General features: G+C 41.9%; 12 protein-coding genes. 10 read left to right on the top strand and 2 right to left on the bottom strand.

Going from position 1 to position 13410, the window contains the following annotated elements; genetic code table 11:
* Positions 1–594 precede the first annotated feature (594 nt).
* The 5 genes from DW650_RS07910 to DW650_RS07890 all read left to right on the top strand — a co-directional run bounded on the left by DW650_RS07910 (position 595) and on the right by DW650_RS07890 (position 7123).
* Entirely contained in the window at positions 595–2178 is a 1584-nt protein-coding gene (locus DW650_RS07910) for an ATP-binding cassette domain-containing protein (RefSeq protein WP_118209556.1), read from the top strand.
* A 53-nt stretch (positions 2179–2231) separates the two neighbouring features.
* Entirely contained in the window at positions 2232–2609 is a 378-nt protein-coding gene (locus DW650_RS07905; RefSeq protein ID WP_118209555.1) for a GNAT family N-acetyltransferase, read from the top strand.
* A gap of 191 nt (positions 2610–2800) precedes the next feature.
* A complete protein-coding gene (locus DW650_RS07900; RefSeq protein ID WP_118209554.1) occupies positions 2801–3739 on the top strand; it encodes a TrmH family RNA methyltransferase in 939 nt (312 codons plus the stop codon).
* A 71-nt stretch (positions 3740–3810) separates the two neighbouring features.
* Positions 3811–4932, top strand: a complete 1122-nt coding sequence (locus tag DW650_RS07895; protein WP_118209553.1) for a glycerate kinase family protein — start codon at positions 3811–3813, stop codon at positions 4930–4932.
* A 160-nt stretch (positions 4933–5092) separates the two neighbouring features.
* The gene (locus DW650_RS07890) at positions 5093–7123 is read left to right on the top strand and encodes an ABC-F family ATP-binding cassette domain-containing protein (protein WP_182002556.1); all 2031 of its coding nucleotides are present in this window, start codon (positions 5093–5095) and stop codon (positions 7121–7123) included.
* A 55-nt stretch (positions 7124–7178) separates the two neighbouring features.
* Here DW650_RS07890 and DW650_RS20765 read toward each other — a convergent pair whose 3' ends face one another.
* Complete coding sequence (locus DW650_RS20765) at positions 7179–7343, bottom strand: TIM-barrel domain-containing protein (protein ID WP_015520231.1); 165 nt, start codon at positions 7341–7343, stop codon at positions 7179–7181.
* Positions 7344–7520: 177 nt separating this feature from the next.
* On the opposite strand from DW650_RS20765, the gene DW650_RS07880 reads away from it, so the two are divergent.
* The 4 genes from DW650_RS07880 (at position 7521) to DW650_RS07865 (ending at position 10420) form a co-directional block, all read left to right on the top strand.
* Positions 7521–7898: a GntR family transcriptional regulator gene (locus DW650_RS07880; protein WP_015520232.1), complete on the top strand. Its 378-nt coding sequence runs from the start codon at positions 7521–7523 to the stop codon at positions 7896–7898.
* 2 nt (positions 7899–7900) lie between these two features.
* Complete coding sequence (locus DW650_RS07875; RefSeq protein WP_173885109.1) at positions 7901–8767, top strand: ABC transporter ATP-binding protein; 867 nt, start codon at positions 7901–7903, stop codon at positions 8765–8767.
* On the top strand, positions 8764–9375 hold the full coding sequence (locus tag DW650_RS07870; protein ID WP_015520234.1) for an ABC-2 transporter permease: 612 nt from the start codon (positions 8764–8766) through the stop codon (positions 9373–9375). Before DW650_RS07875 ends, DW650_RS07870 begins: the two co-directional genes overlap by 4 nt.
* Positions 9376–9508: 133 nt before the next feature.
* Positions 9509–10420 (top strand): hypothetical protein, encoded by a 912-nt coding sequence (locus DW650_RS07865; RefSeq protein ID WP_118209551.1) that lies wholly within the window; start codon positions 9509–9511, stop codon positions 10418–10420.
* On the opposite strand, the gene DW650_RS07860 is transcribed toward DW650_RS07865, so the two are convergent.
* Positions 10417–12018: a sensor domain-containing diguanylate cyclase gene (locus DW650_RS07860; RefSeq protein WP_118209550.1), complete on the bottom strand. Its 1602-nt coding sequence runs from the start codon at positions 12016–12018 to the stop codon at positions 10417–10419. The genes DW650_RS07865 and DW650_RS07860 overlap by 4 nt on opposite strands.
* A 180-nt stretch (positions 12019–12198) precedes the next feature.
* Here DW650_RS07860 and DW650_RS07855 point away from each other — a divergent pair, with 180 nt between their 5' ends.
* Positions 12199–13353: an MFS transporter gene (locus DW650_RS07855; RefSeq protein ID WP_199654220.1), complete on the top strand. Its 1155-nt coding sequence runs from the start codon at positions 12199–12201 to the stop codon at positions 13351–13353.
* Positions 13354–13410: the final 57 nt, after the last annotated feature.

Below are 13410 nucleotides of genomic sequence, written 5' to 3'. Positions count from 1 at the left end.
GCTACTATTGCAATAGAAATTTAAAGGAGAGGAACCAATGCGGAGATAATTTACTTTTGAAACATGAAAGAAAACAGAGTCAGCAAGAGAATGTGTGTCATATATGGCATGCGTTTGTCTGCTGATTCGGGATGATACATGGCATATATTGCACCGGTATAAGGAATAAAGTGCATGATATGTTGTGTAAATCTGAAGTTACAGCAGTATTGCAGAGGTGCAGTACGGCATATCATGTTGCCAAAAGTGGATTTGATTCTTGTATCCTCTCTTTTTTGTGTTAAAAAATGGCGGAAACGGACATTTTGTTGTCCGGGACAATCGATTTTATCTTACAATGTGCAATCTATTGTCTGCCAGATGTGATCATAAAATATGTGAGGTGTAAGAAAAATCCCATGGCAGCATGGGATTTTTTGTATGGGAGGAAAATCCTCTGCTCCTGCAAGAGGCAAATGCTATAAGAAACATAGCATGCATTTTCCTTCGCAAAACAATGAGGCTAGTGTGAAAAATACATTTTTCTCACGCAAGATTTGTGCTTACGCACAAACTTGAGATGCGCTTGAAAGCAGCGCAAGAATGGAGATTTTTATGTCACAGATTCAGGTAACAGATCTCACATATGGTTATGAGGGAAGTTTTGATACGGTTTTTGAAAACGTATCTTTTGGGATTGATACGGACTGGAAGTTAGGTCTGATCGGGAGAAATGGAAAAGGAAAAACAACTTTTTTAAATTTGCTGCGTGGAAAATATAAATATGAGGGGAATATCACATCGTCTGCAGTGTTTGATTACTTTCCATATCAGATATCTGAAAAACAAAGGGAAAATTGTGCATCCTTGTTTTTAGAAGAAGTAAAACCGGGATGTGAAGAATGGCGCGTGATCGTAGAACTTGGAAAGCTGCATGCGGATGCAGAGTTATTATACCGTCCATTTAAAAGTTTAAGTCATGGAGAGCAGACAAAAGTACTTCTTGCGGTGCTGTTTTCCGGGGAAAATGATTTTCTGCTGATCGATGAGCCAACGAATCATTTGGACATGCATGCAAGGGAATGTGTGAAAGAATATCTGTGCGGCAAAAAAGGGTTTATCCTGATATCGCATGACAGGGATATTTTAGATGCATGCATTGATCATGTACTGGTTTTAAATCGAAAGACGATCGAGGTACAGAGCGGCAATTTTTCAAGCTGGTGGGAAAACAAGACGCGGATGGATCATTTTGCGATGGAGGAAAATGAAAAACATTTGAAAGAAATCGCATCTTTAAAACAGGCGGCGGCAAGAAGCCGAAAGTGGGCGGATAAAAACGAAGCGACGAAAATAGGCTATGATCCGGTCAAAGAGCATGACCGCTCGGGTGCAACGAGAGCATATATCGGTGCCAAGACAAAAAAGATGCAGAGCCGTGTGACACAGTATGAACGCCGGATGGAGAGGAAAATACAGGAGAAAGAGGGGCTTTTGCAGGATATTGAACAGCCTGTCAGTTTAAAAATTATGCCGCTTTCCTATCATAAGGAACGTCTGATTTCCTGCCAGGAACTTTCGGTGCGGTATGAAGGTGCAGAGGACAATGTATTGAAAAATCTGACCTTTGAACTGGTGCAGGGGGAGCGTGTCTTTTTACATGGAGAAAACGGATGTGGAAAATCGACGCTGATCAAGACGATTCTGCAGCAGGTAAATATCGGACAGGCAGGTTATGAGATGAAAAATGTGCAGCAGATCAATACACAGCAGTCAGGCAGCAGTTATGCAAAATTGCTTGTGACAGACGGAGAAATCCGAACAGCTTCTAATCTGGTGGTGTCATATATTAATCAGGATACCAGCTTTCTGCGTGGTGATATCAGAGATTTTTGCAGGGAAAGAAATTTAGAAGAAAGTTTATTTTTTGCATTACTGCGCCAGCTTGACATGGAACGGACACAATTTGAGAAAAGACTCGAAGAGTTTTCGGAGGGGCAGAAGAAAAAAGTACTGATTGCCGCGAGTCTGATGACACCGGCACATGTGTACATCTGGGATGAACCGCTCAACTATATTGATGTTTTTTCAAGAATGCAGATCGAGCAGCTGATCCTTCGGTATCAGCCGACCATGATCCTTGTCGATCATGATATCAGGTTTCAGGAGAAAATCGCAACGCGTGTTGTGGAACTGTAAAGCTGTGATCCGACCGTTTTTGTAATCTGGCGATCAGAAGAGGAGGATAAAAAATGTTAGAACGGATTGAAAATGTAAATGAACAGGTAATAAAAAAAATGTTTTTATTATATGCAGAATCCATGGCGGATATGGAGGGGAAATTTAAAAATCGTGATGAAATGGAGGCATCATATGCGGCGTTTTTAAAGGAGTTTATCGAAAATCCAAAGCAGATGGTGTTTGTTGAAACTGTAGAAAAACAGTGGGTATGCGGACTCAGGGCAGTTGAGTCAGAGCCGGGGAAATGGTTTTTTGAGGCAGTTGAGACGAGGCCGGGGCAGAGAAACAGAGGATATGGTAAAAAACTGATACGTCATGTAACGGAGTTTTTGAAAGGCACAGGCGCAAAAAAGATAGATTGCATTATAGGAAAAAGTAATTTATCATAAATAAAAATGCATTCGGATTGTGGATTTAAAGAAACGAAGGAGCCGCCGGTAAATTGTTGGGGAGAGCTTGAGGAGGGAAGAATTCTTTTCCGGCTTGAAATTTGATCATATGCCATTTTGCACATGGTATAATCAATGAATTTATCTGCCATATGCTCAATCGCTGATACAGGAGAGAAAAGAGGAATACAATGATAAATATTATAGAAATCAAAGATCTGGATGCCCCGGAGCTGCAGATTTATTACAATTTAAATGAAGCACAGCTTTTTCACTATTTTGAGCCGAAGCCGGGGATTTTCATTGCGGAAAGTCCGAAGGTGATCAAGCGTGCCTTAGATGCCGGCTGTGTGCCGATGTCATTTCTGATGGAAAAAAAGCATGTAAAGACGCAGGCAAAAGAAATTCTTGCGCGCTGCGAAAAATTACAAAGCCAGGACATCAAACAGACAGACAAGATGGAAGCAGAGAATGGAAATTCAAGCATGGCGGCGGAGCATGATATTCCAGTCTGCACAGCAGAGTGTGAGATTCCCGTCTACATTGCAGAAATCGAGGTGCTGGCAAAGATCACCGGCTATCAGCTGACACGCGGCATGCTATGTGCCATGTACCGTCCCACACTGCCTTCGGTGGAGCAGATCTGCAAGAATGCAAGGCGTGTTGCAATTTTGGAAAATGTGGTAAATCCAACAAATGTCGGAGCAATTTTCCGTTCTGCGGCGGCACTTGGAATGGATGCAGTTCTTTTGACATCAGCCTGTGCAGATCCGCTGTACCGGAGAGCAAGCCGTGTCAGCATGGGAACAGTATTCCAGATACCGTGGACATATTTTGATAAAAATGCATGCTGGCCGGACGGTGCGATGGATGTGCTGCATAAGCTGGGATATAAAACGGCGGCAATGGCACTTCGGGATGACTCCGTGAGTATAGATGATGAAAAAATGATGGCGGAGGAAAAGTTAGCAATCGTTCTCGGAACGGAAGGTGACGGACTGGCAGATCACACGATCGCAGACTGTGACTATACGGTGAAAATTCCGATGACACATGGTGTGGATTCACTGAACGTGGCGGCTGCAAGTGCGGTGGCATTCTGGCAGCTTGGGATGAAGTGCGAACAGTAACAAACTAACTTCTTAGAGAAAGATGGAAGTGTGAAAAATAAGATTTTTCACACGCAAGAATGGAGATTTATATGAAAGTAGTAGCAGCAATCGATTCATTTAAGGGAAGCATGACGTCCATGGAGGCTGGAAATGCTGTAAAGAAAGGAATTCTGGCAGCAAAACCAGATGCAGAAGTATGGTTAAGTCCACTCGCAGATGGCGGTGAAGGAACCGTGGATGCATTGATCGAAGGCTTGGGAGCAGAAAAAATACCGGTTACCGTGGCAGGACCGCTTGGAGAAAAAGTGTCGTGTTATTACGGTTTTTTAGAAGAGACAAAAACGGCTGTCATGGAAATGGCATCTGCTGCGGGAATCACGCTTGTGATAAAGAAAGATCCGCTGCGTGCATCTACCTATGGAGTGGGGGAGATGATTGCAGATGCCCTGAAACGAGGATGTAAAAATTTCATGATTGGAATTGGTGGAAGTGCAACCAACGATGGCGGCATCGGAATGTTAAAGGCGCTTGGATTTGAATTTTTTGATGAAGATGGAAATGATGTGGGAGAGGGCGCGGCTGCGCTTGCAAAGATTGAGGTGATCCGGACTGAAAATAAAAATTCGCTGCTTTCCGGTGCAAAATTTCAGATTGCCTGTGATGTGAAAAATCCGCTTTGCGGCAAACAGGGTGCAACTTACATATTTGGACCACAAAAAGGTGTGACGGAAGAGCAGAAGTCTAAGGTCGATGAGGCAATGAAACATTATGCGGATGTGACCAAAGAAAGTTTAGGCTGTGACTTTGCGGACTGTGAGGGCGCCGGTGCAGCGGGAGGACTCGGATACGCGTTCCTTTCGTATCTTGCGGGAGAATTAATACCGGGGGTGGAACTGATTTTGCAGGCAACCGGTCTGGAAGAAAAAATGAAAAATGCGGATGTTGTGGTGACCGGAGAAGGACGTCTGGATGCACAGACGGTTATGGGGAAAGCACCGGTCGGTGTTGCTGCGCTGGCAAAAAAATATAATGCGAAAGTCATCGCATTTGCAGGGAGTGTTGCACCGGAAGCTTCCGTCTGTAATCAGGCAGGGATTGACGCATTTTTCCCGATCGTAAGAGGCGTGACAACATTAGAAGAAGCAATGAAAAAAGAAAATGCAATGGAAAATATAGCCGCCACGGCAGAGCAGGTATTTCGGCTGCTGTGAGGGAAAAGAATGGAGATTTGTGTGAAAATACATTTTTTCACACGCAAGAAAGGGGGTTAATATGATTCGTTTACTTCGGCTGGTGTTAGAAGGTAGGTAGTCTATCAAAGATAGAGGAGTTAGTGTAAAAGTAAGATTTTACGCAGGAATGGAGATAAACATGAGATATAAGATCAGTCATGCCCTCGTGCAGTTTGGCGGAGATGTGATTTTACGTGATGTCAATTTTGAGGTGCATGATAAAGAAAAAATCGCCATTGTAGGACGAAACGGCTGTGGAAAGACCACGCTGCTGCGTCTGATCGCGGGCGATATTTCGATGAATAATTTAGACAGCGATGAAGAATGTGGTATTACGATGGCAGGAAAACAGGAGATTGGTTTCCTGCGTCAGGTTAATTTTACGGAAAAAGATGTGACCGTGGAAGAGGAAATCAAGAAAGTATTTGAGCCGGTGTTTGCGTGTGAAAAGCGGATGCGGGAACTTGAAAATGAGATGAAAACTTCCGCGGACAAACAGCTTTTGCGCGAATATGACAACTTACAAAGCCGTATGGAGGCAATGCGGGGATATTCGTGGCAGCAGGATATGGAGACTATGTTTCAGCGGTTCGGGTTTGCGTTAGAAGATCTGAAACGCCCGATCGGAAGTTTTTCCGGTGGACAGCAGACGAAAGTGGCATTTATCAAACTGCTGTTAAAACGTCCGGATATCATGCTGCTCGATGAGCCGACCAACCATCTGGATCTTCCGACAATCGAGTGGTTAGAAGGATATTTAAAGACTTATGATAAGGCGGTCATCATTGTTTCACATGACCGTATGTTTTTAGACAAAGTGATCGATGTGACCTACGAGATCGAATATCATGAGATCAAGCGTTATGCCGGCAATTACACGGCATTTATGAAGCAAAAAGAAGAGGCACTGATCAAACAGGAAAAAGACTATGAGGAGCAGCAAAAGGAGATCAAACGTCTGACGGACTGGATCGAAAAATGGAAAAATACGCCGACGAAAGTGGCGGCGACACGTTCAAAGCGCATGGCGATCGAACACATGGTAAAAATCGAAAAGCCGAGACATTTTGATACGAAAGCATTTCATGCGAGATATGTACCGCGCATGGAAAGCTACACGAATGTGATTCATGCCAAAAATCTTGAGATCGGTTACGATACCGTCTTAAGTAAAGTCTCATTTCTGCTTCAAAAGAAAGACAGACTTGCAATCATTGGGGAGAACGGTAAAGGAAAATCCACACTTTTGAAAACCTTAGTCGGCGAACTGCCTGCGTTAGGTGGTGAATTTTCATTTGGACAAAATGTAGAATGGAGTTATTTTGACCAGCAGAAAGCAGTGCAGGAGCATTTCCGGGAAGATCAGACCGTGCTTGAAAATTTCTGGGAGGAATATCCTTCCTATATGAGGGAGGAAGTCCGCAGTGCACTGGGGGGATTTTTATTTTCCGGAGAAGATGTAGAAAAGAAGATGGGACAGCTTTCCGGCGGAGAAAAAGTCCGCCTTGCACTCTGTAAAATGCTGCAGACAAGACCGAATCTTCTGATCTTAGATGAGCCGACGAACCATATGGATATTGTTGGAAAAGAGGCATTAGAGCGGATGTTAAGAGAGTACGAGGGAACGGTTCTTTTCGTCTCACATGACCGTTATTTTATCAGCAGGATCGCAACCGGGATTTTGGAGTTTTCAGAGAGTGGTGTGAAACAATATGCCATGAGCTATGAGGAGTATCTTGCAGAAAAACAAAAAGAGATGGAGATTTCCGGAAAAGGGCGAGGAATGTCACAGAGTGCGAGGTATGTGTCAGGAAATGATACACAAAATTCTGTGGGGAATGAGAAACACAATCAGCATCAGAGTGGCATAAAAACAGACGCAGATGTTCCTACTTTAACGGATGTGTTTGACAAAAAAACTTATTACAATCCGGGCAAAATCCGTTCAAGACTGCATCACCAGTTAGAAAAATATGAAAATATGTTAGAGGAGAGCGAAGAAAAACTCGCTGAAATAAAAATGCAGTTCATGGATCCGGAGCTTGCCAGTGACTATCCGAAGCTGATGGAACTGCAGAATGCACTTGACGCAGAGGAAAAGAACCAGGAGAGTCTGTTAGAGCGGATGCTTGAGACGGAGACCGAACTTGCGGAATTTGAGGAGGAGTGAGTATGAAATAATTGGACCAAAAGTTCTTGGATGAACTTTTGGTCCTTGTTTATATCTATATCCGTTCAAACACTGGAATATGTTCGATCGGTGCATCTGCTATAATAGTCTGACAACCCTCATAGGTTGTGCCGTCTGTTATGTTTACCCATTTTCCTGCAGGAAGATATACATCGCGTTTATTTATATCTGCGGAGAGAACCGGTGCTACAATGCTCATGTGCGGTAAAGTAACACACAGAGCTTGACAGACAGCAGCCCCCTATTCTGAGTGTCAGATACAGCTATTTTTGATAACTGTATCTGGCAATTTTATTTTGAGGGTTGACTATGAGTTTATAGATGCTATAATGTAACTGTACATTAAGTACAATCAAAAAAACGAAGGCGGTGAGTTATGGAAATCATTATAAGTAATAACGCCAACAAGCCGATATATGAGCAAATCACATCGCAGATAAAAGCAATGATAATGAGTGGAGAACTGCAAGCCGGAGACGCTATTCCCTCAATGCGTTCACTGGCAAAATCTATTCATGTTAGTGTGATTACCGTCCAAAAAGCATATGAGGATCTGCAAAGGGACGGTTTTATTGAAACAACTGTCGGCAGGGGGAGTTTTGTATCGGCACAAAACAAAGAATTTTATCAAGAAGAACAACAACGTATTGCAGAGGAACATTTACAAGCCGCCGCAGAGATTGGACGGACAAGTAATATTTCCCTTGAAAAATTGACGGAGTTGTTGGCTTTATTCTATCAGGAGGACGAATGAGCATGGAAAATATTTTAGAATTACAACAGGTTTCCAAAACATTTTCTAAGTCAAATTTTGCGTTAGAAAATGTGACTTTTTCTCTGCCGTATGGTTCTATTTTGGGTTTTGTCGGGGAAAACGGAGCCGGAAAAACTACAACGATTGGCTGTATTCTAAATACAATCGCCAAAGACAGCGGAATGGTAAAGTTGTTTGGAAAAGAAATGACAGACGCAGATACAGATATGCGGGAAAGAATAGGTGTTGTTTATGACGGAGATAATTTTCCAGCTTATTGGACAGCAGCACAATTAGCGAAAGTTATGTCAGGATTTTATAAGCAATGGGACAATATTTTGTTTCAGAAATTTTTAAAAGAATACAAATTACCTGCAAATCAAAAAATTAAGCAATATTCCAGAGGGATGACAATGAAATTAGCGATTGCGGTTGCTTTATCACACCATCCACAACTGTTAATTCTGGATGAAGCTACTGGCGGACTTGACCCTGTTGTACGCGACGAGATGTTAGATACATTCCTTGATTTCGTACAGGAAGAAGACCACTCTATTTTACTTTCTTCCCATATTACAAGTGATTTAGAAAAAGTGGCAGACTATATTACATTCATTCATAACGGAAAACTGATTATGACCGTATCGAAAAATGATTTGGTTTATAATTATGCGGTTATGCGCTGCAAGGAAAATCAATTCCTTGCATTAGATCCGGCAGATATTATTGTTTATCGGAAACGTGATTTTCAAATTGATGTTCTGGTTTCAGATTGTAAAGCAATGCAGAGAAAGTACAAAGAAATCGTGATAGACCACGTTTCTGTTGATGAAATTTTTTTGCTTTTAGTAAGGGGGGATCATGTATGAAAGGTCTTTTTAAAAGCAATTTTCTTGCTGTATGGACAAATGCAAAAATTTTTTTGCTTTTTATGTTTGCAATGGGGATTGCCGTTATCATTATTCCAGACCAGACATGGCAAATGTATTTCATAATTATTGGAATTGTCGGATTAGCAGTAAATGCAGCTACCGTTATTGGAAATGAATTTTCCTCAAAATGGGGAAAATATAAACTTACTTTGCCAGTAAAGCGGATTGATATTGTAAAAAGTTTATATATAAATCAATTATTATGGATTATGATAGGAGTGCTTTTCGTTGGCATTATAATAGCCCTATCCTATCTGTTACATGGAATTACTTTTGAACAATTTGAGGGTATCTCAGGTGTACTTGTAATAGGAATTAGTATAAGTCTTACAATGGGAGCAATATTTATTCCTATGGTTTATTTAGCGGGGGAAGATAAAACCATTGTGTTTCTTATCATATCTTTGATTTGTGCATTGGGTATTGCCACAATGCTTTTTAATATACCGTTGTTCGGGCCGTTTATTTTAATTGGTTGTTCTATATTGTTATTTATCGTGTCCTTTCCTTTGACTGTAGGTATTTTCAAGAAAAAGGAATATTAGGTGATAAAGCAAAACCAGACGAGCCAGTCAACGGTCATGATGCTAGAAATTTTCAGTGCTGATTGAAATGCTGTATGAATGATAAGATTTACAGCATGTATAGCTAGTATTTAATAGGGGTGAGAATACAGACATGAATCAATTAAAAAAGAACACAGCATACTACCATCTTCCGGGTTTGTTTGAGTTTTATGAATTATATCGTGTGTTTCTGCCATTATTCCGGGAACACAGAGAATACTTTTACGACTGGTGTGAGATAGGTTCTGTCTATGGTGCTCCGTCAGACTGTATCTGGGGTGGAGGCCGTACTTCGTTCGGGGATCACGACCCACAGGAGGTTTTTGCGTTGATGCAGGAATACGGAATCTCAGCGCGGCTTACATTCAGCAATTCCCTGCTTGGGCAGGAACATCTTTGGGATAAGAAATGCAATCATCTCTGCACTTTATTTGAGAAAAGTGAGGGTGTCAGAAATGGTGTCATTATCTATTCGGACCTGTTACTGGAATATCTGAAAAAAAATTATCCGGGATTTTATTTTGTTTCTTCCACCACCAAGGTCCTGACGGATTTTGAGCAGTTCGTAAGGGAAGTAAACAGAGATGAGTTTCTTTACGTCGTACCGGATTTCCGGTTGAATAAGGTTTTTGATAAATTAAATACATTGACAGGGGCACAGAAAGCCAAAGTGGAATTCTTATGTAATGAATGCTGCTGGTTTGGCTGTGGGGACAGGAAAATCTGCTATGAAGCTGTCAGCCGCAAAAACCTTGGAGAAAATGGCCCGGATCACCACTGTGCAGCTCCGGATGCAGGGAATGGCTATCGTTTTTCGAAGGCAATGGAAAATCCCGGGTTTATTGGAGTGGATGATATGAAAAACAGCTATCTGCCGATGGGATTTTCCAATTTTAAAATCGAAGGCAGGGGACTTGGCAGCGCCCTGATTCTGGAGTTTCTGCTCTATTATATGACAAAACCTGAGTATCAGCTGCAGGTCAGAGAGGAGATATATCTGGATAATATGCTGGATCTTTTTTAAATAAGTCCCTTTAACACTTTCTTGTTATGGTACATCATCTCATCTGCACGTTCACGCACTTTTTCTATATCGGTATCATCCGGTGTGACCAGCGCATATCCGCATGCGATTTCCACTTCAGTCGGAATGATATTCTTATTATTGAGTATCGCTACGTCCTGATGCATTTTTTGAATAAAATGTTCTATCTGAAATTCTGTTGCATCCGGTATGATGCAGCAGAATTCATCGCCGCCGATACGGTAACATTTGCCAAAACGATCAAACGCAGTCTCTATGATATGTGCCGAATTGATGATATAGGCATCCCCGGCACTGTGTCCATAGTTGTCGTTACACATCTTGAGATTATTAAGATCAAATGTAACCACCATATGATTTTTAATATCCGATTCATTATTTATAAAGTAATCATAGGCATTTCTGTTGTAGAGTCCTGTCATGGAATCATTCAGTGCAAATTGTTCGAGTTCCTCCATCCTGCGTCTTTTTTTCAAACTGGTAACAGCCTGTCTTGCGGATTCTAAACCGAGAATTATGATAAATACAAGGAAGGATGATCTTCCAAACATTCCGGAATTATTTCCTGTTTTGTAATAACCGACCATATCCACGATAGTTGCAATAATGACAAGCGTAAGAGCCATCATGCAGGCTTTCAGTTTCTGGTCTGTCTGTTTTTTTACAATCTTATATATGATAACTGCAATGAGGTAAACGAGCACCATACAAATGGAAATGTGAGTGATCCAGATGCTTCTTCGAAACTCATAGAATCCGGTAAAGTGCAGCAAACTGCAGACAACTGTCTGAAGTATACAAAGATCGCAGATGATTTTCCAGATTTTATCATCATTGATCTCAAGGAAGCTCTTTACAAACATCAAAAATGGGATAGGCATTATCATCAGAAACATAAAAGCAGCAAAAGCAGATGATCTTCTGTTTAGGAGCATCAGAGAACAAACATCTGTCTCGTTGGCGGTCCAAAGTCCAAGCAATATGGAGAAGATCCCTAGATAAAAAAGGGTTCCGTCTATATGGCTGCTGTTGTGAATAAACACCCAGTAACACGTGATAAAAAAACCGGCTAACAGAATAAATACACTCGCTATAAAAGTGGGCATAGACTGACGCAATATGCCTGTATAGATTTCATTTCCGGTTCCTATATAATATTGTTCAATTTGACCGGCTGTTTCCGGATAACAGGGTTCCAGCCTGACTATGACTGTTTCTGCATGTGTCGGCAGTTTGACAAAATTCCATACATTTCCTGTTGTATGCCCCCATATTCCACCGGAGTCATCTAATCTGTATATTTCATTGTTTTTCGTAGAAACGGTCACATGCTGATGTGAGGTAAAAAATACAAGGGAACCGTTGTTGCTTTCATTGCGGTTAATGTTAAAACTAAGCAGTACCATTCCATCATCCAGGTATTGTATTTTGTCAGGCTGACGCGCTTTGAGTTTGCTTACAGAGGCTGCATCCTGATTTGTAAATATGGTACAAAGCAGGAGCATGATAAATAATGTCAAAATTACACCTGTCAACATTTGCTGTGCGTTTTTTTCTTTATTTTGTCTTAAGTTCATCTATGATCAGATCTCCACAAATAATACTTTTACTTTATTTTACCATGTTATGGGATAATATTCTATAATATTGCGTGGATTTTTGGTGGCGTTCAAGATATAATAAGACTGCCGGGCGAAGCGAGTCAAGATACTTGTATAAGTGGCAAACGGCGAATTGGATAAATAAAGGAGCAAAAAATGTACACACTATTATTACTGTTAATTTACATGGCATTTATAAGTCTTGGCTTACCGGACTCTCTGCTTGGTTCGGCATGGCCGATCATGCATGAGGCATTTTCGGTGCCGCTGTCCTATGCGGGACTGGTCACAATGATCATCTCTGCAGGGACGATCTGTTCAAGTTTAATGTCGGAACGCCTGACAAAGAAATTTGGAACACAGATCGTTACGGTATGCAGTGTCCTGTTAACGGCAGCTGCCTTGTTTGGTTTTTCGATGTCGAGCGCATTTTACATGTTGTGCCTGTGGGCGATTCCGTATGGACTTGGCGCAGGAGCTATCGATGCGGCACTCAATAACTATGTTGCACTGCATTATTCATCAAAACATATGAGCTGGCTGCATTGTTTCTGGGGCGTGGGAACAATCATCAGCCCGTACATAATGAGCTATGCACTGACCACCTCATCCTGGCAGAACGGTTACCGCATGGTATCTTTTCTTCAGATGGGGATCACAATGATTCTGTTTGTGACACTTCCGGTCTGGAAAGTCAATAAAACGGCAGAACAGCAGGAAGAGCAGCACGAGGTGATTGGAATACGCGGTGCAGTGAAGATCAAAGGCGTACCACAGCTCTTGCTTGGATTTTTCTCTTACTGTGCATTGGAATCTACACTGATCCTCTGGTCAAGCAGTTATCTGGTCGGTGCAAAAGGTATCTCTGCGGAGCGTGCGGCGGCATATGCGGCATTGTTCTGCAGCGGTATCACGCTCGGAAGATTTTTGGCAGGATTTGTGACGGAAAAATTAGGGGATCATAAGATGATCAGGCTTGGCACAACTATTTTACTGGCTGGCTGTGCTGCAGTACTTCTGCCGATTCCGTCTGACACGGCAGCTCTGGCAGGACTTGTCGTGATGGGGATTGGATGCGCACCGGTCTACCCATCGATCATTCACGCAACACCGGCAAATTTTGGAGAGAAAAATTCCCAGGCGATCATCGGTATCCAGATGGCGAGTGCTTATGTTGGTTCTACATTTATGCCTCCGGTCTTTGGACTGATCGCAAACCATATTTCCATCACACTGCTGCCGGCCTATGTGCTGATTTTCATTGTGTTAATGTTTTTCATGGTGGAAAAGACATTCCGGCTGGTGCGGTAATAGAGAAGAAAACAAAAAATGAAGGGAGACTGTTTCACAAACCGTGAACAAAAAGAT

The sequence above is a fragment of the Roseburia sp. AM23-20 genome, assembly GCF_003470905.1.
In the GTDB taxonomy this organism is placed as follows: domain Bacteria; phylum Bacillota; class Clostridia; order Lachnospirales; family Lachnospiraceae; genus Roseburia; species Roseburia rectibacter.
The sequence above is the reverse complement of the archived record's forward strand: the minus strand, read 5'-3'. Positions and strand labels throughout refer to the sequence as shown.